The sequence below is a fragment of the Pseudomonas sp. 4CAES_32.4 genome (assembly GCF_058136335.1).
Map to the genome: position 1 here is coordinate 4816031 of NZ_CM176882.1, position 24307 is coordinate 4840337.

The 24307-nt window shown below is 60.3% G+C and carries 16 protein-coding genes and 2 pseudogenes; 17 read left to right on the forward strand and 1 reads right to left on the reverse strand.

The window, feature by feature from the left end; all coding sequences use genetic code 11:
- The first annotated feature begins 200 nt into the window (after positions 1 to 200).
- The 9 genes and pseudogenes from gap to AC3Y64_RS21700 all read left to right on the forward strand — a co-directional run bounded on the left by gap (position 201) and on the right by AC3Y64_RS21700 (position 10893).
- Positions 201 to 1202: a type I glyceraldehyde-3-phosphate dehydrogenase gene (gene gap, locus AC3Y64_RS21660; RefSeq protein WP_122589546.1), complete on the forward strand. Its 1002-nt coding sequence runs from the start codon at positions 201 to 203 to the stop codon at positions 1200 to 1202.
- 203 nt (positions 1203 to 1405) lie between these two features.
- A complete protein-coding gene (locus AC3Y64_RS21665) occupies positions 1406 to 1933 on the forward strand; it encodes an RNA polymerase sigma factor (protein ID WP_095121288.1) in 528 nt (175 codons plus the stop codon).
- Positions 1934 to 2034: 101 nt separating this feature from the next.
- Positions 2035 to 3000 (forward strand): FecR family protein, encoded by a 966-nt coding sequence (locus AC3Y64_RS21670; protein ID WP_489985200.1) that lies wholly within the window; start codon positions 2035 to 2037, stop codon positions 2998 to 3000.
- A gap of 122 nt (positions 3001 to 3122) precedes the next feature.
- Positions 3123 to 5708: a TonB-dependent receptor gene (locus AC3Y64_RS21675; RefSeq protein ID WP_489985201.1), complete on the forward strand. Its 2586-nt coding sequence runs from the start codon at positions 3123 to 3125 to the stop codon at positions 5706 to 5708.
- Positions 5709 to 5820: 112 nt separating this feature from the next.
- Positions 5821 to 6429, forward strand: a complete 609-nt coding sequence (locus AC3Y64_RS21680; protein ID WP_489985202.1) for a biliverdin-producing heme oxygenase — start codon at positions 5821 to 5823, stop codon at positions 6427 to 6429.
- 168 nt (positions 6430 to 6597) lie between these two features.
- Positions 6598 to 6993, forward strand: a complete 396-nt coding sequence (locus AC3Y64_RS21685; RefSeq protein ID WP_489985203.1) for a YbaN family protein — start codon at positions 6598 to 6600, stop codon at positions 6991 to 6993.
- A gap of 511 nt (positions 6994 to 7504) precedes the next feature.
- A pseudogene (locus AC3Y64_RS21690) lies at positions 7505 to 8512 on the forward strand (methyl-accepting chemotaxis protein); the annotation flags it as partial.
- 330 nt (positions 8513 to 8842) lie between these two features.
- A pseudogene (locus AC3Y64_RS21695) lies at positions 8843 to 9370 on the forward strand (methyl-accepting chemotaxis protein); the annotation flags it as partial.
- Positions 9371 to 9546: 176 nt separating this feature from the next.
- Positions 9547 to 10893: a CoA transferase gene (locus AC3Y64_RS21700; protein WP_489985204.1), complete on the forward strand. Its 1347-nt coding sequence runs from the start codon at positions 9547 to 9549 to the stop codon at positions 10891 to 10893.
- Positions 10894 to 11559: 666 nt separating this feature from the next.
- Here the strand turns inward: AC3Y64_RS21700 and arcD (AC3Y64_RS21705) are convergent.
- Positions 11560 to 12987, reverse strand: coding sequence for an arginine-ornithine antiporter (gene arcD / locus AC3Y64_RS21705; RefSeq protein ID WP_489985205.1), 1428 nt, complete (start codon positions 12985 to 12987; stop codon positions 11560 to 11562).
- Positions 12988 to 13424: 437 nt separating this feature from the next.
- Between arcD (AC3Y64_RS21705) and arcD (AC3Y64_RS21710) the strand changes: the two genes are divergently transcribed.
- The 8 genes from arcD (AC3Y64_RS21710) to gcvP all read left to right on the forward strand — a co-directional run bounded on the left by arcD (AC3Y64_RS21710) (position 13425) and on the right by gcvP (position 24153).
- Positions 13425 to 14852, forward strand: a complete 1428-nt coding sequence (gene arcD, locus AC3Y64_RS21710; RefSeq protein ID WP_489985206.1) for an arginine-ornithine antiporter — start codon at positions 13425 to 13427, stop codon at positions 14850 to 14852.
- A gap of 31 nt (positions 14853 to 14883) precedes the next feature.
- The gene (gene arcA / locus AC3Y64_RS21715; protein ID WP_489985207.1) at positions 14884 to 16140 is read left to right on the forward strand and encodes an arginine deiminase; all 1257 of its coding nucleotides are present in this window, start codon (positions 14884 to 14886) and stop codon (positions 16138 to 16140) included.
- A gap of 68 nt (positions 16141 to 16208) precedes the next feature.
- Positions 16209 to 17219 (forward strand): ornithine carbamoyltransferase, encoded by a 1011-nt coding sequence (locus tag AC3Y64_RS21720; protein WP_053123054.1) that lies wholly within the window; start codon positions 16209 to 16211, stop codon positions 17217 to 17219.
- A 186-nt stretch (positions 17220 to 17405) separates the two neighbouring features.
- The gene (gene arcC, locus AC3Y64_RS21725; RefSeq protein ID WP_489985208.1) at positions 17406 to 18335 is read left to right on the forward strand and encodes a carbamate kinase; all 930 of its coding nucleotides are present in this window, start codon (positions 17406 to 17408) and stop codon (positions 18333 to 18335) included.
- Between the two features lie 62 nt (positions 18336 to 18397).
- The gene (locus AC3Y64_RS21730; RefSeq protein ID WP_122853998.1) at positions 18398 to 18760 is read left to right on the forward strand and encodes a DUF5064 family protein; all 363 of its coding nucleotides are present in this window, start codon (positions 18398 to 18400) and stop codon (positions 18758 to 18760) included.
- 204 nt (positions 18761 to 18964) lie between these two features.
- Positions 18965 to 20473 carry a sigma-54-dependent transcriptional regulator gene (locus AC3Y64_RS21735; protein ID WP_122598777.1) on the forward strand — a complete coding sequence of 503 codons (1509 nt, stop codon included), beginning with the start codon at positions 18965 to 18967 and terminating at the stop codon, positions 20471 to 20473.
- Positions 20474 to 20905: 432 nt separating this feature from the next.
- A complete protein-coding gene (gene gcvH, locus AC3Y64_RS21740; RefSeq protein ID WP_064391754.1) occupies positions 20906 to 21289 on the forward strand; it encodes a glycine cleavage system protein GcvH in 384 nt (127 codons plus the stop codon).
- Positions 21290 to 21300: 11 nt separating this feature from the next.
- Complete coding sequence (gcvP, locus tag AC3Y64_RS21745) at positions 21301 to 24153, forward strand: aminomethyl-transferring glycine dehydrogenase (RefSeq protein WP_489985209.1); 2853 nt, start codon at positions 21301 to 21303, stop codon at positions 24151 to 24153.
- Positions 24154 to 24307 lie beyond the last annotated feature (154 nt).

The following is a 24307-nucleotide window of genomic DNA, read 5'->3' on the forward strand; positions in this document are numbered from 1 at the left end:
GGATGTGGCGACCTGATTGTCTATGCTGATCAAACGCCGTTGTTGTTGGAATGACAGACGGCTTTTTTGACCAATCGGACCAGTTGATTCAGGTCACTCGTTGTAGATAAAACAAAATATTGCCACTAAAAAGGCTTGTTTTCTATTTTTATGCGAATAATCTTGTAATTCCAACAACAAAACGACGGCGGCGCTGTTCAATGACTCTTCGAATCGCAATCAATGGTTTTGGCCGCATTGGCCGTAATGTCCTGCGCGCACTGTATACCCAAGGCTATCGACAGGATTTGCAGATCGTCGCCATCAATGATCTGGGCGACAGCTCGATCAACGCCCACCTGCTCAAATACGACACCGTTCATGGCACGTTCGACGCCGAAGTGGCGCATGACAACGAAAGCCTGACCGTCAACGGCGACCGCATTGCGGTCAGCGCGATTCGCAACCCGGCCGACCTGCCGTGGGCCGCGGAAAAGATTGATGTGGTGTTTGAATGCACCGGTCTGTTCACCGATCGCGCCAAAGCGGCCGCGCATATTACCGCCGGCGCGCGCAAAGTGATCATCTCGGCCCCGGCCAAAGGCGCCGACGCCACCGTCGTTTACGGTGTGAACCACGACATTCTGCGCCAATCGCACCAAATCATTTCCAACGCCTCGTGCACCACCAACTGTCTGGCGCCGGTGGCGCAGGTGCTGCACCGTGAACTTGGCATTGAAAGCGGCTTGATGACCACGATTCACGCTTACACCAACGACCAGAACCTCACCGACGTCTATCACACCGACCCGTACCGCGCGCGTTCGGCCACGCAGAACATGATTCCGAGCAAGACCGGCGCCGCTGAAGCGGTCGGCCTGGTGCTGCCGGAACTGGCGGGCAAGCTGACCGGCATGGCCGTGCGGGTGCCGGTGATCAATGTGTCGCTGGTCGATCTGACCGTGCAGTTGAAGCGCGAAGCGTCGGCCGATGAGGTCAATGCGCTGCTGAAATCGGCCAGCCAGCATTCGAAGATTCTCGGTTACAACACGCTGCCGCTGGTTTCCAGCGACTTCAACCACAACCCGCTGTCGTCGATCTTCGACGCCAACCACACCAAATCCAGCGGCAAACTGCTGAAGGTGTTGGCCTGGTATGACAATGAGTGGGGCTTCTCGAACCGCATGTTGGATAACTGCCTGGCGCTGTGTAACGCCGAGTAAGGTTGTCCTGATCCCCTGTAGGAGCTGCCGCAGGCTGCGATCTTTTGATCTTGTTGTAAAACCAACATCAAAAGATCGCAGCCTTCGGCAGCTCCTACAATTTGATCCGCGCAAACCCTTTACCCTTCTTTGACAAATCAACACTTGACCATTCGACTAGATGATAAGCATTATCATTCGCTCGAAATGGATCAGGTTCCCCCGTGAGTCAATCGCGCTTCAATCACGTCTTCCTCACCCAGCGCACCTCGCTGCTGCGTACGCTGGAACGGATGGTCAACAATCACAGCACCGCTGAAGACCTGTTGCAGGAGACCTACCTGCGCGTGACGCGGGCGTTGAGCGAGCGGGCCATCGATCACCTCGAACCTTTCGTCTTTCAGACCGCGCGCAATCTGGCGCTCGATCATTTGCGCGCGCGCAAGATCCACTCGCGAACCATGGTCGACGACGTGCCGCAGGATGTCGTGCACAGTGTCGCCGCCCCTGCCAGCAGCGCCGAAGACGCCGCCCACGCCGAACAGATGCTGGAGCGCCTGAACGTGAGTCTCAGCCAACTCAGCCCGCGTCAGCAGCAGATCTTTATCCTCAGCCGTCTGCACGGCAACAGCTACCAGGAAATCGCGGACGAGCTGAACGTCTCCCTCAGCACCGTGCAAAAAGAATTGAAGCTGATCATGAGCATTTGCATCGGCGTCGCTGAACGACACGACAGCAGCGGCAAGCTGTAAGCTTCAAGCTCCAAGTAAAAACGAAAAGCAGTACACGCATCTGGCTTGCAGCTTGCAGCTTGAAGCTTGAAACTGCTTCGCCAGAAGCCCGAGGAAACACCGTGACGGACACCCACCGCTCGCCTTCGCCGGATTCGGTGCAGGACGCTGCAAACGCAATGGACCAGGCCTTGGACTGGCTCATCGTGCTCGGCAGCCCGGACGAGGAGCAGACCCGGCAATTTCACGCCTGGCTGGCGGCCGATCCGTTGAATGCCGAGGCGTTTGCCAAGGCGCAAGCGATCTGGGACGGCCCGCAAATCGCCCTGTGTGCGCAAGCCCTGGCGGCGAAACCGGCGAAAGTCACTGTCCTCAAACGCCTGCGCCCGCACTGGAAACCGCTGGCGACCGCAGCCGTGCTGATCCTCGGCCTGTTCAGTTTCAGCAACCTGCCAATGCGCCTTCAGGCCGATCACCTGACCGTGGTCGGCGAACGCCAGCGCCTGCAACTGGCGGACGGCTCAAAAGTCCTGCTCAACACCAATTCGGCCTTCTCCAGCACCATCAACGATCAGCAGCGCGTTGCCCGGTTGTTTCAGGGCGAAGCGTTTTTCGAGATCGCCAGTGGTCGCAGTCAGCCACTGGAAATCGATGCCGGCCCGGTCACCGCCAGCGTGCGCGATACCGCGTTTGCCGTGCGTTATCTCGATGGCGTGGCGCAGGTCAATGTGCAGCGCGGCGATGTCGACTTGCGTGCCACGCACAACGACGCACACGTGCGCCTGACTGCCGGAGAAAGTATCCGCATCGGCCCGAACGGCTTCGACCGCCCGGCCAAACTCGACGCCAATACCGACCTCGCCTGGGTGCAGGGCCGCCTGGTGTTCGAAAACTGCCCGCTCGACAAGGTGCTGGCCGAACTGCGCCGCTACTATCCGGGCTGGATCATCAACAACAACGAACAACTCGCCGACATTGCCGTGACCGGCAATTACCGTCTCGATCAGCCGCTCGACGTGGTTCGTTCCCTCGCACACATCACCTCGGCGCAACTGAAAGAATTCCCGGCGCTGGTGATTTTGAACTAAATGAGAATTATTTTTACTCGATAGCCGCCGTCAGTACGTCTCGTTATAGCCAATGCAATTGATTCGCATCACGCGAAGTCAATCAGCACCTATAAAGATTCGTGCGACACGGAGCGCTATCGATGTCCTCTCGCCTTACCCGCCAGACTGCTTCCCCTTCCCGCGTACTGTCGCTGCTGACCGCCGCCATCCTGATGGCCGGCACCGCACCGCTGATGGCTGCCACCGAGCCGCCGGCGCGCAACATGGGTGATTACTCGTTCGCCATCGCTCAGCAACCGCTGGTGTCAGCCCTCAATGCCTTCACCGCAGTGACTGGCTGGCAGGTCGGCTTGCCGGCAGAACTGGCGCAGAACGTATCGTCGCCGGGGGTGCGCGGTTCGCTGCCAGCGGAAAAAGCCCTCGAGCGGCTGTTGGTGGGGACCAACCTGAGCTTCCGCAAAATCAGCAACAACAACGTCGTGCTGGAAAAGCGCAACGCCAGCGGCACGCTCAATCTGGATCAGGTGACCATCAGCGCCACCCGTCAGGAGCAGTCGGTCAATAGCGTTCCGGCGACCGTCACCGTACAGACCCGGCAGGATCTGGACCGCAACAACGTCAACACCATCAAGGATCTGGTGCGCTACGAGCCGGGCGTGTCCGTCGGCGGTGCCGGCACCCGTGGCGGCATCAGCGGTTACAACATTCGTGGTATCGACGGCGACCGCATCCTGACCCAAGTCGATGGTGTGGAAGTGCCGGACGGTTTCTTCAACGGCCCGTACGCCAAGACCCAGCGCAATTACGTTGACCCGGAAATCGTCAAGCGCGTGGAAATTCTCCGTGGCCCGGCCTCGGTGCTCTACGGCAGCAACGCCATCGGCGGCGCCGTCAGCTATTACACCCTCGATGCCGACGACATCATCAAGCCCGGCAAAGACGTCGGCGCACGCCTGAAAAGCGGTTACAGCTCCGCCGACGAGAGCTGGCTGAAATCCGCCACCGTCGCCGGTCGTGCTGACCAGTTCGACGGGTTGCTGCACTACAGCCAGCGCGATGGCCACGAGACCGATTCCTACGGCAGCAACAACGGCACTGGCCTGGAGCGCACCGCCGCCAACCCGGAAGACGTCAATGCCTACAACGTGCTGGCCAAGGTCGGCTGGAACTACAACGACGATTCGCGTCTGGGCCTGACCTACGAAAAGTACAAGGATGACCGCGATACCGATCAGAAAAGCGCCTACGGCGGCCCGTACTTTGCCGGCGCCCCGACCATCCCCAACAGCGTACTGCCCGGCGGCATGTACCAGTGGCGCACCGGCAACGACACCATCACCCGTGAGCGATTCGGCCTCGAACATTCGTTCGCCCTCGATAGCCTGCTGGTCGATAACGTGAAGTGGAGCCTCAACCACCAGATCGCCAAGACTGACCAGAGCACCGAAGAGTTCTACTATCCGATCACCCGTAAAGTGCTGCGTACTCGCGACACGATTTACGAAGAAAAGCAGTGGGTGTTCGACGCGCAACTGGACAAGGCTTTCGCCATCGGCGACACCGATCACGTGCTGACCTACGGCACCACCATCAAGCAACAGAAAGTCACCGGCTCGCGCAGCGGCGACGGCAAGTGCCTGGCGGTCGGTCGCGGCTGCACGGCCATTGGTGCGACCAGTGCCGCTGACGTACTGAAAAAGGCCACGGACTTCCCGGATCCGACCATCAACACCTACAGCGTGTTCGCCCAGGATCAGATCACCTGGAACAACTGGACCTTCCTGCCGGGCCTGCGCTACGACTACACCCAGCTCAAGCCGCACATCACTCAGGAATTCCTCAACACCGTCGCCGCCGATGGCCAAGGCACCGTCAGCGACGAGAACAAGACCTGGCATAAAGTCTCGCCAAAATTCGGCCTGACCTACGCCCTGACCGAGAACTACACCTGGTACGGTCAGTACGCCGAAGGCTTCCGCACTCCGACCGCGAAAGCCCTGTACGGCCGCTTCGAAAACACCACCACCGGCTACAACGTCGCGCCTAATCCGGATCTGGAACCGGAAAAAAGCAAAAGCTATGAGACCGGTCTGCGCGGCAACTTCGAGCAAGGTTCGTTCGACGTGGCGGTGTTCTATAACAAGTACCGCGACTTCATCAACGAAGACGCCGTTACCCCTGGCTACGACGAGCTGACCTTCCAGTCGAGCAACATCAAACACGCCACCATCAAGGGTGCGGAAGTCAAAGGTCGTCTGAATCTGGATGCGTTCGGCGCGCCGCAAGGTCTCTACACCCAGGGCTCGATTGCCTACGCCTACGGCCGCAACAACGACACCGGCGAGCCGATCAACAGCGTCAACCCGCTGACCGGCGTGTTCGGTCTGGGTTACGACCAGGACAACTACGGCGGCCTGCTGAGCTGGACCGTGGTGAAGAAAAAGGATCGCGTCGACGACAGCAACTTCAAGTCGCCGGATGGCGTCAGCAGCCAATTCAAAACCCCGGGCTTCGGCATTCTTGATCTGGCCGGTTATTACAAAGTCACCGACGACGTCACCGTCAGCGGCGGCATCTACAACCTGACCGACAAGAAATACTGGCTGTGGGATGACGTGCGCGGTTACGACAGCGTCGGCGAGGCTTCGGTGACGCAACCGGCCAACCTTGATCGCCTGACCCAGCCGGGCCGCAACTTCGCGATCAACCTGATCTGGGACATCTGATCCAACCCACCTCACGGCGCGTGTTCATTCACCGCACCGTGAGGTTTTTTTACGCTTGCACGTCTTCTTGTTCGTCTCGTTAGCAAGCGCCTCTCTTTTTCAAGGATTTCCCATGACCACTCAAGACACCGAACAACGCCCTGCCCTGCGTTCGCAACGCTTGAACCAGATCACCCATGAGCCGCACAGCAAGCTCGATGCGCTGGTGAAGGCGCACGCGCCGTTCGAGACCCGCGCCAACTTCGCCCGTTTCGTCGTCGCGCAATACCTGTTCCAGTCGGAACTGGTCGATCTGTACAACGATGCCGAACTGACCGCCATCGTCGCGGATCTGCCGGCCCGTTGCCGCGCCGAAGCGGCCAAGGCTGACCTCGCCGATCTCGACACCGAAGTGCCGGCGCCGGTCGCAGGCGCGGTGCAAAATCCGAGCAAGGCCCGCGCACTGGGCTGGATCTTTGTTTCCGAAGGTTCGAAGCTTGGCGCGGCGTTCCTGATCAAACGCGCCGTGGCGCTGGAGCTGAGCGAAACCTTCGGCGCCCGTCACCTCGGTGAGCCAGAAGGTGGCCGCGCTGAAGGCTGGAAGCGCTTCGTGCGCACTCTTGATTCGCTGGAGTTCAGCGCTGAAGAAGAAGCCGAAGTCGAGCAAGGCGCGATCGACGCGTTCAACCGCTTCACCGTGTTGCTGGAACAGGCTTACGCCGCAGAAGCCGAATTGGCCTGATTCCCGACACACTACAAACCCTGTGGGAGCTGGCTTGCCAGCGATGGCGGTATGTCAGTCAACTTTGTAGGCACTGATCGACCGCTATCGCTGGCAAGCCAGCTCCCACAGTGATCTGCGTAAGCCTGTAAGATCTCCTTTTCGCTCCAGAAGCCACCCGCCGAGCCCATGCCGCAACCAGCCTCCTCGAAAATCGCCCGTCTGCTGTTCGGCCTGCTGGCCTACGTCAGCCTCGGCATTGGTCTGATCGCCATCGTCGTGCCCGGTTTGCCGACTACCGAGTTCATCCTCCTCGCCGCCTGGGCCGCCACGCGCAGCTCGCCGCGCCTGAGTGCCTGGCTGGAAAACCATCGGCTGTTCGGGCCGATCCTCAGTAACTGGCGCAACGGCAAGATCATCGCGCGCAAGGCCAAGGTCAGCGCCACGGTGAGCATGTTGCTCTGCGCGACGCTGATGCTGATGCTGCTCGATCACGGCTGGCCGATCTATCTGGCGATTGCCGGGATGAGTCTGGGCAATCTGTGGATCTGGTCGCGCCCCGAATCCCTGCCAAAACCTGTTTGATCAGCTACTGAAAGTTTGCCGATGACCGGTCATGCACCGTTCACAGCCTTGAAACATCCCTGTAATTTTCCTCTTTTTCAGCACTTTCCCCTGCGCAAACGTTTAGCGCTGACCGTCCGTCGGCAGCCGCCTAATGCGCTTTCGATTCACGCCGATGAGCATGGAATGGCGCTGAATGGATTTGGCCGGGTACTTCATGCCCGCATGCCACCCGTTTATTCATTCGCGAGATCGCCCCATGTTCGACTCTCTTTCCATTCGCCTGAAAATCGTCCTGCTCTCCGGTCTGTGCCTGCTCGGTGTGGTCGCGCTGATCGTCGGCATGAACATCTACCAGACCAATCAGAACGACGAACTGGTCAGCACCTCCAGCAACCAGTTGCTCACGGCCAGTGTGCAAAACCTGCTGCAGGCCAAAGCCGCCGAACAAGCGGTGCGGGTGCAGAAGACCTTCGGCGAAAGCCTGACGGTGATCACTGCCGTAGCGGATCAGATCAAGGACATGCGGGTGATGGCCGCCAAGCGTTCGCTGGACGCCGGTGCCTTGCGGGAAGAGTTGAACCTGAGCCTGAAAACCGCGTTCGAGCGTAACGACAAAGTGCTCGGCATCTGGCTCGCTTTCGAACCGAACGGCCTCGACGGCAAGGACAGCGAATTCGCCAACGACGCCGCCCGCCAGTCCAACGAAGCCGGTCGTTTCGCCACCTACTGGAGCCGCGCCGCCGGCAGCTCGCTGAACACGATCATGGTCGAAGAAGATCTGACCAAGACCACCCTCAGCGTCAGCGGCACGCCGTACAACAGTTGGTACACCTGCCCTCGCGACAACAAGCGCACCTGCTTGCTTGATCCGTATGCCGACACGGTCGGTGGCAAGGAAATGCTCATGACGACCATTTCCGTGCCGCTGATGGTCGACGGCAAAGCCATCGGCGTGGTCGGCATCGACATCGCTCTCGACGCTCTGCAGGCTGCTGCCGTCGAGTCGCAACGCAACCTGTTCAACAACGCCGGGCACATGTTGATCGTCTCCGGCAGCGGCGTTCTCGGCGCCGACAGTTCGGACGCGGCCAAGGTTGGCAAAAAGATCAACGACACCCTCGGTGCCGATGGCCAGGATGTGTTGCAACTGCTCGCCTCCGGCACTCCGAAGATTCTCGAACAGGGCGATCTGATTCGTGCGGTCTACCCGGTCGATCCGATTGGCAACTCGCGCGCCTGGGGCGTGGTCATCGACCTGCCGAAACACGTGCTGCTGGCCGATTCGGTAAAGCTGCAAGCGGTGCTCGATGATGCCCAGAAAACCGGCGTGATCACCGCGCTGCTGGTCGCCGTGGTTGCAGGTCTGATCGGCCTGCTGCTGATCTGGCTCACCGCCTCGGGCGTGACCCGGCCAATCAACAGCGTTGCCGAAATGCTGAAGAACATCGCCAGCGGCGAAGGCGATCTGACCCAACGCCTCAACTACAGCAAAAAAGATGAACTGGGTGAACTGGTGAACTGGTTCAACCGCTTCCTCGACAAGCTGCAACCGACCATCGCGCAGATCAAACAGAGCATCACCGAAGCGCGCGGCACCGCCGACCAGTCTTCGGAAATCGCCCGCCAGACCAGCGAAGGCATGCAGGTGCAGTTCCGCGAAATCGACCAGGTCGCCACCGCTTCCAACGAAATGAGCGCCACCGCCCACGACGTCGCCAACAGCGCATCCAACGCTGCCAATGCCGCCAAAGGTGCCGACCAGTCGGCCAAGGACGGTATGTCGATCATCGAGCGCAGCACCCGCGACATCAACCAATTGGCCGATGAAGTCAGCAAAGCGGTGACCGAGGTTGAAGCGCTGGCGGTGAACAGCGAGCAGATCGGTTCGGTGCTGGAGGTGATCCGCAGCATCGCCGAACAGACCAACCTGCTGGCGCTCAACGCCGCCATCGAAGCGGCGCGTGCCGGTGAGAGCGGCCGTGGTTTTGCCGTGGTCGCCGACGAAGTGCGTAACCTGGCCAAGCGCACTCAGGATTCGGTGGAAGAGATTCGCGTGGTGATCGAGCGCATTCAGACCGGCACCCGAGGTGTGGTCGCGACCATGCACTCGAGCCAGACTCAGGCGCACAACAACGCCGGGCAGATTCGCCAAGCCGTCGATGCGCTCGGCAAGATCAGCGACGCGGTGACGGTGATCAGCGACATGAACCTGCAGATTGCCAGTGCGGCTGAGCAGCAGAGTGCGGTGGCCGAAGAGGTCAACCGCAACGTTTCGGCGATTCGTACCGTCACCGAAACGCTGACTGAGCAAGCCACTGAATCAGCGGCGATCAGCAGCCAGCTCAACGCCCTGGCAAGTCAGCAGATGAAGTTGATGGATCAGTTCCGGGTCTGACCCCGCGAAGAGATCGTCCCCACGCTCTGCGTGGGAATGCAGCCCGGGACGCTCCGCGTCCCAATCGGAAACTGGAACGCGGAGCGTCCCTTGATGCATTCCCACGCGGAGCGTGGGAACGATCCTCCTCGTGCCTTTTTGCACTATCATCGCCCTCTCGCTCCGGAGGGCCTTCGATGACTGATTTACTCACGTCCATTCAAGCCGGGCTCGGCTTGCCCCGTACCTCGATTCCGTTCACCGCCCGTGGCGCCCTGCCCTCGGCATTCGCCGTCACTGACCTGGCCTGCGCCAGCATGGCCGCTGCCGGTCAGGCCGTCAGCCAATTGATCGAGCAGCAGACCAGTCACCTGCCCAGCGTTGAAGTCGACCGGCGCCTGGCCTCGTTCTGGTTCTCCACCTCGCTGCGCCCCGTCGGCTGGCAAGTGCCGCCGTTGTGGGACCCGGTCGCCGGCGACTACGCCACACAGGACGGCTGGATCCGCTTGCACACCAACGCCCCGCATCACCGCGCCGCTGCCGAACGTGTGCTCGGTGCCTGCGCCGACCGTGCAGCCATGGCCGCGAAAGTCGCGCAATGGACCAGCACCGATCTGGAGCAAGCGGTGGTCGAGGCCAAGGGCTGTGCCGCCGAGATGCGCAGTTGGGCGCAGTGGCAAAACCATCCGCAGGGGCTGGCGGTGAATGCCGAGCCGCTGGTGCATTTTCTCGATTCGTCGGATGAAAACGCTAAACCGTGGCAAGGCTCAGTCGAGCGACCGTTGGCCGGCATCAAGGTATTGGATCTGACCCGTGTGCTCGCCGGCCCCACCGCCAGCCGTTTTCTGGCCGGGCTTGGGGCTGACGTTTTGCGCATCGATCCACCGACCTGGAACGAGCCCGGTGTGGTGCCGGAAATGACCCTGGGCAAGCGCTGTGCGCGGCTGGATCTGCAAGATCCGGCGGATCGCGCGGTGTTCGAACATCTATTGAAGGACGCTGACATCCTCCTGCACGGCTACCGCGCCGATGCGCTGGAACACCTCGGGTTCGGCAGCGAACGCCGTCGGCAACTGGCGCCGGGGCTGATCGACGTGTGCCTCAACGCTTACGGCTGGAGCGGCCCATGGCAGAACCGCCGGGGTTTCGACAGCCTGGTGCAGATGAGCAGCGGCATCGCCGAAGCCGGGATGCGCTGGCAGCAGGCCGATAAACCGACGCCTTTGCCGGTGCAGGCGCTGGATCATGCGACGGGATATTTGATGGCGGCGAGTGCGATTGGACTTTTGACTGAGCGTTTGAAGAGCGGTCGAGGCGGCTCCGCGCGACTGTCACTGGCGCGCACGGCGACGTTGTTGATCGAGCATGGACCGGGGACAACCGAAGCGCTGCGCGCCGAAGATGAACAGGATCAAGGCGTGCAGGTGGAACAGACCCCATGGGGCCCGGCGCACCGGTCGCAGGTGCCGATGAAGATCAGCGGTACGCCGATTCAGTGGACGCTGCCGGCCACAGACCTGGGTTCACACAACCCACAGTGGTGAATCCAGAACCGCCATCGCCAGCAGGGCTGGCTCCCACAGGGGATCTGCGTCGTTCACACAGCCCCTGCTGAAGATGGCTTCCACACTGGATCTGCGTCGTGCACACACCCCCTGCTAAAGATGGCTCCCACGCTGAATCTGCGTCGTGCACACACCCCCTGCTAAAGATGGCTCCCACACTGGATCTGCGTCGTGCTCACACCCCCTGCTAAAGATGGCTTCCACACTGGATCTGCGTCGTGCACACACCCCCTGCTAAAGATGGCTCCCACGCTGAATCTGCGTCGTGCACACACCCCCTGCTAAAGATGGCTCCCACACTGGATCTGCGTCGTGCTCACACCCCCTGCTAAAGATGGCTTCCACACTGAATCTGCGTCGTTCACACATCCCCTGCTAAAGATGGCTTCCACACTGAATCTGCGTCGTGCACACACCCCCTGCTAAAGATGGCTCCCACGCTGAATCTGCGTCGTGCACACACCCCCTGCTGAAGATGGCTTCCCCACTGAATCTGCGTCCTGCACCATCCCCTGCTAAAGATGGCTTCCACACTGAATCTGCGTCGTGCACACATCCCCTGTGGGAGCTAGCCCTGCTAGCGATGAGGCCAGTGCTGCCAACCCAAAATCCGGATCAGCCTACCTTACTCAAGGACGGCCAACCTCACAACGACAGCACCCCGCTGTACAACCCATAAGCCGCCAGCCCCGCGCCGATGATCACACAGGTGAAAATGCCCTTCTCGACCGCGGTGAACAATGGCTCGCCCGCCTCATGCTTGGCCTTGGCAAACAGAATCACCCCCGGCGCATACAGCAACGCCGACAGCAGCAAATATTTCACCCCGCCGGCGTACAACAACCACACCGCATAGACGAGGGCGATGCCGCCGATCAGCAGATCCTTGGTGCGTTCGGCCGAGGCGTGTTCATAGGTTTCGCCGCGCCCGCTGAGCAGCACTGCATACGCCGCCGACCACAGGTACGGCACCAGAATCATCGATGAAGCCAGGTAAATCAGGCTGGTGTAAGTGCCCGCCGAGAACAGCGTGATCAGCAGGAAAATCTGGATCATCGTGTTGGTCAGCCACAGCGCGTTGACCGGCACGTGATTCTTGTTTTCCTTGGTCAGGAACGCCGGCATGGTCTTGTCCTTGGCCGTGGCGAAAAGGATTTCCGCACACAGCAGCGCCCACGACAGCAACGCACCGAGCAGGGATATCGCCAGACCAATACTGATCAACAACGCCCCCCATGGCCCGACAATGTGCTCGAGCACCGCCGCCAGCGACGGGTTCTGCAAGTTGGCCAGTTCCGGCTGGCTCATGATCCCCAGCGACAGCACATTGACCAGCACCAGCAACGCCAGCACACCGATAAATCCAATCACCGTGGCTCGCCCGACGTCACTGCGTTTCTCTGCCCGCGCCGAGTACACGCTGGCGCCTTCGATGCCGATGAACACAAACACGGTGACCAGCATCATGTTGCGCACCTGATCCATCACCCCGCCGAAATTCGGGTTGCTGGTGCCCCAGATGTCGCGGGTAAAAATGTCAGCCTTGAACGCCACCGCCGCGATGACGATGAACATGATCAACGGCACGACTTTGGCCACGGTGGTCAGTTGATTGATCAGCGCCGCCTCCTTGATCCCGCGCATCACCAGAAAATGCACGGCCCACAGCAGCACCGACGCACAGCCGATGGCGATCGGCGTGTTGCCTTGGCCAAAGACCGGAAAGAAGTAACCGAGGGTACTGAACAGCAAGACGAAATAGCCGACGTTGCCCAACCAGGCGCTGATCCAGTAACCCCACGCCGACGAGAACCCCATGTAGTCGCCAAACCCGGCCTTGGCATAGGCGTAGACACCAGAGTCCAGCTCCGGCTTGCGGTTGGCCAGGGTCTGGAACACAAACGCCAGGGTCAACATGCCGATGGCGGTAATGCCCCAACCGATCAGAATCGCCCCGGCATCGGCGCGTTCCGCCATGTTTTGCGGCAGCGAAAAAATCCCCCCGCCAATCATCGAACCCACCACCAGGGCGATCAACGCACCAAGGCGCAGCTTTTGCGTCGGTTGCGACATTCAAATCTCCTTGAAAAGTGTGACGATAGTTTATTTGTAACAACTATTAACTAAACGGATAAAGGTAGATGACGTTTATCAGGTAACGCTGATTAACGCCCGTTTATATATAGCGGATGACGCTAACGCCTAACACGCTAAGACAGTTTTGTGCGCTGATCCTAATAAATCAATTCTGTACTGAAAACAGAGGCGGAAAATTTGCCAAAAGCTGAAAAAGAACTAGCGTGATAATTCGAAAGTAATAATAGCCATTCCCAAGAACATCACCAGAAAGCCTCTATATCGGGCATTTCAGAAGATAGCGTTATGCCTGTAGTGGTTTCCTAAGTCATTCATTAACAATGGAATGTGACCATGCACTGATCTAAGTCAGCTAACTGAGCAGACAACAGAACTACGCTGTGATCTCTTCTCTCCTGCAATGGAGTCATGCAATGTCTGAAGCTCCCGGAAAACTACGACTAGGTGCACTGGTTGCCTTGGTAGTCGGCTCGATGATCGGTGGCGGGATATTCTCTTTGCCACAAAACATGGCCGCCAGCGCCGACGTCGGTGCGGTACTCATCGGTTGGGCCATCACCGCTGTCGGCATGCTCACCCTCGCTTTTGTCTTCCAGACCCTCGCCAATCGAAAGCCTGACCTGGACGGCGGTGTCTACGCCTACGCCAAGGCCGGTTTCGGCGACTACATGGGTTTCTCGTCGGCCTGGGGTTACTGGATCAGTGCCTGGCTGGGCAACGTCGGTTACTTCGTTTTGCTGTTCAGCACCCTCGGCTACTTCTTCCCGGTGTTCGGTGAAGGCAATACTGTTGCCGCCGTAATAGGCGCATCGGTGCTGCTGTGGGCCGTGCACTTTCTGGTGCTGCGCGGGATCAAGGAAGCGGCGTTTATTAACCTGGTGACCACGGTCGCCAAGGTTGTGCCGCTGGTGTTGTTCGTCTTGATCGCGATCTTCGCTTTCAAACTGGACATCTTCACCGCCGACATCTGGGGCGTGAAAAACCCGGACCTTGGCAGCGTGATGAACCAGGTGCGCAACATGATGCTGGTCACCGTGTGGGTGTTCATCGGCATCGAGGGCGCGAGCATCTTCTCCGCCCGCGCCGAAAAACGCTCCGACGTCGGCAAGGCCACCGTGATCGGCTTCATCACCGTGCTGCTGTTCCTGGTGCTGGTGAATGTGCTGTCGCTGGGCATCATGACTCAGCCGGAACTGGCGAAACTGCAGAACCCGTCGATGGCGGCCGTGCTCGAGCATGTGGTCGGTCACTGGGGCGCGGTGCTGATCAGCGTCGGTCTGATCATCTCGTTGCTGGGCGCGCTGCTGTCGTGGGTGCTGCTGTGTGCGGAGATCATGTTCGCCGCCGCCAAAGACCACACCATGCCGGAGTTCCTGCGCAAGGAAAACGAGAACCACGTGCCGGTCAACGCCCTGTGGCTGACCAACGCGATGGTGCAGATTTTCCTGATCATCACGCTGTTCTCGGCGAGTACTTACCTGTCGCTGATCTACCTCGCCACTTCGATGATTCTGGTGCCGTACCTGTGGTCGGCGGCCTACGCGCTGCTGCTGGCGGTGCGCGGCGAAACCTACGAAGGCTTTGCGGCCGAGCGGCGCAAGGATCTGATTATCGGCGGCATCGCGCTGATCTATGCGGTGTGGCTGCTGTATGCCGGCGGGGTCAAGTACTTGCTGCTCTCGGCCCTGCTCTACGCACCTGGCGCGATCCTGTTCGCCAAAGCCAAGCTGGAACTCAAACAACCGATTTTCACCCACGTCGAGAAGCTGCTTTTCGCCGCTGTGGTCATTGGCGCCCTGGTGGCTGCCTATGGTCTCTACGACGGCTTCCTGACTTTGTAACCCTTGATTTGTAATCTGGAGGATCACTGCAATGACCACGGAAAAAGTTAAGTACGGCGTACATTCCGAAGCCGGCAAACTGCGCAAAGTCATGGTTTGCTCCCCAGGTCTGGCCCATCAGCGGCTGACCCCGAACAACTGCGACGAGCTGCTGTTTGATGACGTGCTCTGGGTTGCCCAGGCCAAGCGCGACCACTTCGACTTCGTCACCAAGATGCGCGAGCGCGGCATCGATGTACTGGAAATGCACAACCTGCTGACCGACATCGTCGCCATCCCCGAGGCGCTGGACTGGATCCTCGAGCGCAAGGTTACCGCCGATTCGGTGGGCCTGGGCCTGATCAACGAAGTCAAATCCTGGCTGAAAAGCCTCGAGCCACGGCACATCGCCGAGTTCCTGATTGGCGGCGTGTCCGCCGATGATCTGCCGGACAGCTTTGGTGGCAAGACCATCCAGATGTTCCGCGACTTCCTCGGCCACTCCAGCTTCATTCTGCCGCCGCTGCCGAACACCCAGTTCACCCGCGACACCACCTGCTGGATCTACGGTGGCGTGACGCTGAACCCGATGTACTGGCCTGCGCGACGTCAGGAAACCCTGCTGGCAACCGCCATCTACAAGTTCCACCCACAGTTCACCAACGCCGAATTCGAAATCTGGTACGGCGACCCGGACAAGGAACACGGCAGCTCGACGCTGGAAGGTGGCGATGTCATGCCGATCGGCAACGGCGTGGTGTTGATCGGCATGGGCGAACGCTCTTCCCGTCAGGCCATCGGGCAACTGGCGCTGAACCTGTTCAAGAACAAAGCCGTGGAAAAAGTCATCGTCGCCGGCCTGCCGAAATCCCGCGCGGCGATGCACCTCGACACCGTGTTCAGCTTCTGCGACCGCGACCTGGTAACGATTTTCCCTGAGGTAGTGAATCAGATCGTCGCCTTCACCCTGCGCCCTGACGAAAGCAAACAGGGCGGCATCGACATCCGCCGCGAAGAAGGCAGCTTCCTCGACACCGTGGCCAAGGCCCTCAATCTGAACGCGTTGCGCGTGGTGGAAACCGGCGGCAACAGCTTCGCCGCTGAACGCGAGCAGTGGGACGACGGCAACAACGTGGTGGCCGTGGAACCGGGCGTGGTCATCGGCTACGACCGCAACACCTACACCAACACCCTGCTGCGCAAAGCAGGCGTGGAAGTCATCACCATCAGCGCCGGTGAACTGGGCCGAGGCCGTGGCGGCGGCCACTGCATGACCTGCCCGATCATCCGCGACCCAATCGATTACTAACGACCATCCCCCCGGCCGCACCTACCCCGTAGCGGCCGGGCCGATTACCGAATCCAAGGAGAATCATCATGGCGTTCAACATCCACAACCGTAACTTGCTCAGCCTGGAACACCACACCCCACGGGAGCTGCGTTACCTGCTCGACCTGTCCCGCGATCTGAAACGCGCGAAATACACCGGCACCGAGCAACAACACCTGAAGGGCAACAACATCGCCCTGATCTTCGAAAAAACCTCGACCCGTACCCGTTGCGCGTTCGAAGTAGCGGCCTACGACCAAGGCGCCAACGTCACCTACATTGACCCGAACTCGTCGCAGATCGGTCACAAGGAAAGCATGAAGGACACCGCCCGCGTGCTCGGGCGCATGTACGACGCCATCGAATACCGTGGCTTCAAACAGGAAATCGTCGAAGAGCTGGCCAAGTTCGCCGGCGTGCCGGTGTTCAACGGTCTGACCGATGAATATCACCCGACACAAATGATCGCCGACGTGCTGACCATGCGTGAGCACGCCGACAAGCCGATCCATGAAATCAGCTACGCGTACCTCGGAGATGCGCGCAACAACATGGGCAACTCGCTGCTGCTGATCGGCGCGAAACTCGGCATGGACGTGCGCATCTGCGCGCCGAAAGCCCTGTGGCCGCTGGATGATCTGGTCGAACGCTGCCACAAATATGCGGAAGAAAGTGGTGCGCGCATCACCCTGACTGAAGACCCGAAAGCCGCCGTTAAAGGCGTCGACTTCATCCACACCGACGTTTGGGTGTCGATGGGCGAGCCGGTGGAAGCCTGGGCTGAGCGTATCCAGCAACTGCTGCCGTATCAGGTCAACGCCGAGCTGATGAAAGCTTCCGGCAACCCGCGCACCAAGTTCATGCACTGCCTGCCGGCGTTCCACAACAGTGATACCAAGGTCGGCAAACAGATTGCCGAGCAGTATCCGCACCTGAAAAACGGCATCGAAGTGACCGACGACGTGTTCGAGTCGCCAGCCTGCATCGCCTTCGAGCAAGCGGAAAACCGCATGCACACGATCAAGGCGATTCTGGTTTCGACCCTGGCTGATCTGTAACTGACATAGCTCCCACTGGAGGACCCGGTTCCAAAGGTGGGAGCTAGCCCTGCTAGCGATTGCGGTGTGTCATTCAACAGCGATTTCGACTGACCTGACGCCGTCGCTAGCAGGGCTAGCTCCCACCGGGGGTTCCGGTTCCAACAGTGATACCGAGTCGTTCCTCTGTTTAAAAGGACATGCACCATGCGTATCGTCGTAGCTCTGGGCGGTAACGCCCTGCTCCGTCGTGGTGAGCCGATGACCGCTGACAATCAGCGCGCCAACATCCGCATCGCCACCGAGCAAATCGCCAAGATCCATGCCGGCAATCAACTGGTCATCGCCCACGGCAATGGCCCGCAAGTCGGCCTGCTGTCGCTGCAAGCGGCGGCCTACACCTCCGTCACCCCTTACCCGCTGGACGTGCTCGGTGCCGAAACCGAAGGCATGATCGGCTACATCATCGAACAGGAGCTGGGCAACCTGCTCGACTTCGAAGTGCCGTTCGCCACCCTGCTCACACAGGTTGAAGTCGACGCCAACGACCCCGCGTTCAAGAACCCGACCAAGCCGATCGGCCCGGTTTACGACAAGGCCGAAGCGGAAAAACTCGCCGCCGACAAAGGCTGGGCGATTGCCCCGGATGGCGACAAGTTCCGCCGTGTGGTGGCCAGTCCACGACCAAAACGCATCTTCGAAATCCGCCCGATCAAGTGGCTGCTCGACAAGGGCAGCATCGTGATCTGCGCCGGTGGTGGCGGCATTCCGACCATGTATGACGAGAACCGCAACCTCAAAGGCATCGAGGCGGTGATCGATAAGGATCTGTGCTCGTCGCTGCTCGCCGAGCAACTGGAAGCCGATCTGCTGGTGATTGCCACGGACGTCAACGCGGCGTTCATCGATTACGGCAAACCTACGCAGAAAGGCATCGCCGAAGCGCACCCGGACGAACTCGAACGCCTCGGGTTCGCCGCCGGTTCCATGGGACCGAAGGTGCAGGCTGCCTGCGAGTTCGCGCGCCATACTGGCAAGGTCGCGGTGATCGGGTCGCTGGCCGATATCGAAGCCATCGTTCAGGGCACCGCCGGTACGCGTGTGACCACCGCGAAACCGGGCATCACTTATCGATAACTAGAAACTCCGGGGGCAGGCCCGAGGTCTGCCCTTCTCCCATGCCTTGAAAGGAGAAAACCATGGCCCAGTTTGAACCCGGTCATTTGCATATCGAGCGGCATGCGTTGACTGACGATGACGTCAATTACAACGTGCACCTCGACTATGAAGTGTTCACCGACCCGCAAAAAGGCAAAGGGATCCAGTTCACCCTGCATGGCAGCATGCAAGGCAAGGACATGAAGGAAACGTTTTTCCTGCCCAAGGAAGAGGCTTACAACTTCGCCCGCGACGTGACCCGTATCGCCGAGAAGTACGGGATTCCCAAGGCGCACAGCCAGATAGGTTCGGTGCACAAGCATTACGATTTGATGTTTGAAGACATTCGGCAAAAGTTGAATATGCAATCCGGGGATCCGGTCAATCCCGAGCATTTCGAGTAACCGTCAAGATCAACAGATTGATCGTTCCCACGCTCTGCGTGGGAACGCCGCCACGGACGCTCCGCGTCCGCTGTGACGCAGAGCGTCACAGGATGCATTCCCACGCGGAGCATGGGAACGATCAGCGCAGGACACAGATTTCACCATTAGCCCGCCCCAAGGCATACTTGCCACCCTCCGCTCTGCAGATCACTGAACCGCCCCATGCGTATCCACGTCAGCTTCATCGACCGCGTCGGCATCACCCAGGAAGTCCTGGCTATCCTCGGTGGGCGCAACCTCAATCTGGATGCGGTGGAAATGATCCCGCCCAACGTCTACATCGACGCGCCGACACTCAGCCCGCAAGTGCTCGAAGAACTGAAAGATGCGTTGTTTCGCGTGCTCGGCGTGGAAGCGGTGACGGTGGTCGACATCCTCCCCGGCCAGCGTCGGCATTTGCAGCTCGATGCGTTGCTGGCGGCGATGACCGATCCTGTTTTAGCTTTGGACAGCGCCGGTAAGGTGCTGCTGGCCAACCCGGCGTTGATCGCGCTGTACGGTCGCGAGCCTGCGGGCGAAAGCGTCGCTGAACTGTTCAACGATCCCGGTCTGCTCGACACTTTGCTCGAACACGGCTTCCGCCTGCCGCTGCGCGAAATCACCGTCAACGGCCAGACCTTGTTGCTCGACGCCACGCCAATCACCGACGCTGGCGCGCTGTTGACGCTGTATCAGCCAAACCGCATCGGCGAACAACTCTCGGCGCTGCACCACGACCACGCCGAAGGTTTCGATGCACTGCTCGGTGAATCCCCGGCGATCCGCACCCTCAAGGCCCGCGCTCAGCGGGTCGCCGCCCTCGATGCGCCGCTATTGATTCAAGGCGAAACCGGCACCGGTAAAGAGTTGGTCGCCCGCGCCTGCCACGCGATCAGTGCGCGGCACAGCGCGCCTTTTCTGGCGTTGAACTGCGCCGCCCTACCGGAGAACCTCGCCGAAAGCGAACTGTTCGGCTACGCCCCCGGCGCCTTCACCGGTGCGGCGCGTGGCGGCAAACCGGGGCTGATGGAACTGGCCAACCAGGGCACGGTGTTTCTCGATGAGATCGGCGAGATGTCGCCGTACCTGCAGGCGAAATTGCTGCGTTTCCTGAACGACGGCAGCTTCCGTCGGGTGGGCGGTGATCGCGAGGTGAAGGTCAACGTGCGCATCCTCAGCGCGACCCACCGCGATCTGGAAAAAATGGTCAGCGAAGGCCTGTTCCGCGAAGACCTGTTCTACCGCCTCAACGTGCTCAACGTTGAAGTGCCGCCACTGCGGGAACGCGGCCAAGACATTCTGCTGTTGGCGCGTTACTTCATGCAGCAGGCCTGTGCGCAGATTCAGCGCCCGGTCTGTCGTCTCGCTCCGGGGACTTATCCTGCATTGCTCGGCAACCGCTGGCCGGGCAACGTGCGGCAATTGCAGAACGTGATCTTCCGCGCGGCAGCGATTTGCGAGAGCAGCCTGGTGGATATCGGTGATCTCGACATCGCCGGCACTTCGGTCGCGCGGCAGACCGACAGCGACGTCGATAGCCTTGAACAAGCGGTCGAATCCTTCGAAAAAACGCTGCTGGAAAAACTCTACGTCAGCTACCCCTCGACCCGCCAACTGGCCAGCCGTCTACAGACGTCGCACACGGCCATCGCCCATCGCCTGCGCAAGTACGGCATTCCCAACAAGCCCTGAGATCACCTCATACCCTGTGGGAGCTGGCTTGCCAGCGATGACGGCAGCACTTTCAACATCAATGTTGGCTGACCCACCGCTATCGCTGGCAAGCCAGCTCCCACAGGTTTTGCAGCAGTCCTTCGATCTGCGTTAAAAACGACCTCTACCTGTACTGAAAGCGCTACAGCGGAATGATATCGTTACACGCTCCCCGGAACACCGCCGTGCAAGGCTTTGATCCGGTTCAGCTTTTCTCCCCGCCCCATGCTGTAGCGATTTCGCTACACACACCACTGAATCCTACTTTAAAAAATCACTCAAATCATTGATTTATAAGCATAAATTAACCTTGGCCGCATTCTTGCTATTAATCCCCTCATAAATAAGGGCGTTCCCGCCCAAGCATTCCACCGCGTCCACCAGACGAGTCTGGCCCCCTGAGGAGTTTCCATGAGCGAGTTGCGTTTTACTGAAGATCACGAATGGCTGCGCACCGAAGCTGACGGCAGCGTTACTGTCGGCATCACCGCATTCGCGCAGAACGCCTTGGGCGACGTGGTGTTCGTGCAACTGCCCGAGCTGCAGGCATACGAAAAAGGCGCTGAAGCCGCCACCGTGGAATCGGTAAAAGCCGCCAGCGGCGTGTACATGCCGCTCGACGGCGAAGTACTGGCCGTCAACCCGGCGCTCGAAGACGCTCCGGAACTGGTCAACGAAGATCCGCTGGGCGAAGGCTGGTTCTTCCGTTTCCAGCCAAGCGACGCCGCCGCTGTCGGCAAACTGCTCGATCAGGACGCGTACGACCGTCTGATCAAAGCCCAAGCCGAAGCCTGAGGAGTAGCGACATGACCCAAGTAAACCTCGGCACCGCCAACGAATTCATCGCCCGTCACATCGGCCCGCGCGCCGGTGACGAGCAAGCCATGCTCAACAGCCTCGGCTTCGATTCGCTCGAAGCCCTGAGCGCCAGCGTCATCCCGGAAAGCATCAAGGGCACCAGCGTGCTCGGCATGGACGACGGCCTCAGCGAAGCCGATGCCCTGGCGATGATCAAAGGCATCGCGGGCAAGAATCAGCTGTTCAAGACTTACATTGGCCAGGGCTACTACAACTGCCACACGCCGTCGCCGATCCTGCGTAACCTCTTGGAAAACCCGGCCTGGTACACCGCTTACACCCCGTACCAGCCAGAAATTTCCCAGGGCCGTCTCGAAGCGCTGCTGAACTTCCAGACCATGATCAGCGACCTCACCGGCCTGCCGATCGCCAACGCTTCGCTGCTCGACGAAGCCACCGCCGCTGCCGAAGCCATGACCTTCTGCAAACGCCTGAGCAAGAACAAGGGCAGCCACCAATTCTTCGCCTCGATCCACAGCCACCCGCAAACCCTCGACGTGCTGCGCACCCGTGCCGAGCCACTGGGCATCGACGTGGTGGTGGGCGACGAGCGTGAACTGACCGACGTGACGCCGTTCTTCGGCGCGCTGCTGCAGTACCCGGCGAGCAACGGTGATGTCTTCGACTACCGCGAACTGACCGAACGCTTCCACGCCGCCAATGCACTGGTGGCCGTGGCCGCTGACCTGCTGGCCCTGACGCTGCTGACCGCTCCGGGCGAGTTCGGCGCAGACGTCGCCATCGGTTCGGCACAACGCTTCGGCGTGCCGCTGGGCTTCGGTGGCCCGCATGCTGCGTACTTCTCCACCAAAGATGCGTTCAAGCGCGACATGCCGGGCCGTCTGGTCGGTGTCTCGGTTGACCGTTTCGGCAAGCCGGCCCTGCGTCTGGCGATGCAGACTCGCGAGCAACACATTCGACGCGAGAAGGCCACGTCGAACATCTGCACCGCGCAGGTGCTGCTGGCCAACATCGCCAGCATGTACGCCGTCTACCACGGTCCGAAAGGCCTGACCCAGATCGCCAACCGCGTGCATCACCTGACCGCGATTCTGGCCAAGGGCCTGACCGCGCTGGGCGCAAACGTCGAACAAGCCAACTTCTTCGACACCTTGACCGTGGCCACCGGCGCACAAACCGCCGCACTGCACGACAAGGCGCACGCTGCGCAGATCAACCTGCGCGTGACCGACGCTCAGCGTCTGGGCCTGTCGGTTGACGAAACCACCACGCAGGCGGATATCGAAACCCTGTGGGGCCTGTTCGCCGACGGCAAGACTTTGCCGGACTTCGCTGCCCTCGCCGCTTCCGTGCAAAGCACCATTCCTGCTTCGCTGGTACGTCAGTCGCCAATCCTCAGCCACCCGGTGTTCAACCGCTATCACTCGGAAACCGAGCTGATGCGCTACCTGCGCAAACTGGCGGACAAGGATCTGGCACTGGATCGCACCATGATCCCGCTGGGCTCGTGCACCATGAAACTCAACGCCGCCAGCGAAATGATCCCGGTGACCTGGGCTGAGTTCGGTGCGCTGCACCCGTTCGCCCCGGCCGCGCAAAGTGCCGGTTACCAGCAACTGACCGACGAATTGGAAGCGATGCTCTGCGCCGCCACCGGTTATGACGCGATCTCGCTGCAACCGAACGCCGGTTCGCAGGGTGAATACGCCGGCCTGCTGGCGATCCGGGCTTATCACCATAGCCGTGGCGATGAGCGCCGCGACATCTGCCTGATCCCGTCGTCCGCCCACGGCACCAACCCGGCCACCGCCAACATGGCCGGCATGCGCGTTGTCGTGACCGCGTGCGATGCGCGCGGCAACGTCGACATCGAAGACCTGCGCGCCAAAGCCATCGAGCACCGCGAACACCTCGCTGCGCTGATGATCACTTACCCGTCGACCCACGGCGTGTTCGAAGAAGGCATCCGCGAAATCTGCGGGATCATTCATGACAACGGCGGCCAGGTGTACATCGACGGCGCCAACATGAACGCGATGGTCGGCCTCTGCGCACCGGGCAAGTTCGGCGGCGACGTTTCGCACCTGAACCTGCACAAAACCTTCTGCATCCCGCACGGCGGTGGCGGCCCGGGCGTCGGCCCGATTGGCGTCAAATCGCACCTGACCCCATTCCTGCCAGGCCACGGCCAGATGGAGCGCAAGGAAGGTGCGGTCTGCGCGGCACCGTTCGGCAGCGCAAGCATTCTGCCGATCACCTGGATGTACATTCGCATGATGGGTGGCGCGGGTCTGAAGCGTGCTTCGCAGTTGGCGATCCTCAATGCCAACTACATTTCCCGTCGCCTCGAAGAGCACTATCCAGTGCTGTACACCGGCAGCAACGGCCTGGTGGCGCACGAGTGCATTCTGGATCTGCGTCCGTTGAAAGACAGCAGCGGCATCAGCGTCGATGACGTCGCCAAGCGCCTGATTGACTTCGGTTTCCACGCGCCGACCATGTCGTTCCCGGTCGCGGGCACGTTGATGATCGAGCCGACCGAAAGTGAATCCAAGGAAGAACTGGATCGTTTCTGCGACGCGATGATCCGCATCCGCGAAGAAATCCGCGCGGTGGAAAACGGCACGCTGGACAAGGACGACAACCCGCTGAAGAACGCGCCGCACACGGCGGCAGAGCTGGTTGGCGAGTGGACTCACCCGTACAGCCGCGAGCAAGCGGTTTACCCGGTTGCGTCGTTGGTTGAAGGCAAATACTGGCCACCGGTCGGTCGCGTCGACAACGTCTTCGGCGATCGCAACCTGGTCTGCGCCTGCCCGTCGATCGAAAGCTACGCTTAATGGGATGAGGGGGCGGGTTGACCTGCCCCTTTCTCCAGAACACCACAAATCCTTGTGGGAGCTGGCTTGCCAGCGATGAGGGTGGATCAGTCTCCATCTCTGTTGCCTGACACCCCGCCATCGCTGGCAAGCCAGCTCCCACATGGAATGCATC

What these genes read in the sequence shown, in the direction of transcription:
- gap (WP_122589546.1), top strand. Translation starts at nt 201, where the DNA reads ATGACTCTTCGAATCGCAATCAATGGTTTTGGCCGCATTGGCCGTAAT.
- AC3Y64_RS21675 (WP_489985201.1), top strand. Translation starts at nt 3,123, where the DNA reads ATGTCCTCTCGCCTTACCCGCCAGACTGCTTCCCCTTCCCGCGTACTG.
- AC3Y64_RS21680 (WP_489985202.1), top strand. Translation starts at nt 5,821, where the DNA reads ATGACCACTCAAGACACCGAACAACGCCCTGCCCTGCGTTCGCAACGC.
- AC3Y64_RS21685 (WP_489985203.1), top strand. Translation starts at nt 6,598, where the DNA reads ATGCCGCAACCAGCCTCCTCGAAAATCGCCCGTCTGCTGTTCGGCCTG.
- AC3Y64_RS21700 (WP_489985204.1), top strand. Translation starts at nt 9,547, where the DNA reads ATGACTGATTTACTCACGTCCATTCAAGCCGGGCTCGGCTTGCCCCGT.
- arcD (WP_489985205.1), bottom strand. Translation starts at nt 12,987, where the DNA reads ATGTCGCAACCGACGCAAAAGCTGCGCCTTGGTGCGTTGATCGCCCTG.
- arcD (WP_489985206.1), top strand. Translation starts at nt 13,425, where the DNA reads ATGTCTGAAGCTCCCGGAAAACTACGACTAGGTGCACTGGTTGCCTTG.
- arcA (WP_489985207.1), top strand. Translation starts at nt 14,884, where the DNA reads ATGACCACGGAAAAAGTTAAGTACGGCGTACATTCCGAAGCCGGCAAA.
- AC3Y64_RS21720 (WP_053123054.1), top strand. Translation starts at nt 16,209, where the DNA reads ATGGCGTTCAACATCCACAACCGTAACTTGCTCAGCCTGGAACACCAC.
- arcC (WP_489985208.1), top strand. Translation starts at nt 17,406, where the DNA reads ATGCGTATCGTCGTAGCTCTGGGCGGTAACGCCCTGCTCCGTCGTGGT.
- AC3Y64_RS21730 (WP_122853998.1), top strand. Translation starts at nt 18,398, where the DNA reads ATGGCCCAGTTTGAACCCGGTCATTTGCATATCGAGCGGCATGCGTTG.
- AC3Y64_RS21735 (WP_122598777.1), top strand. Translation starts at nt 18,965, where the DNA reads ATGCGTATCCACGTCAGCTTCATCGACCGCGTCGGCATCACCCAGGAA.
- gcvH (WP_064391754.1), top strand. Translation starts at nt 20,906, where the DNA reads ATGAGCGAGTTGCGTTTTACTGAAGATCACGAATGGCTGCGCACCGAA.
- gcvP (WP_489985209.1), top strand. Translation starts at nt 21,301, where the DNA reads ATGACCCAAGTAAACCTCGGCACCGCCAACGAATTCATCGCCCGTCAC.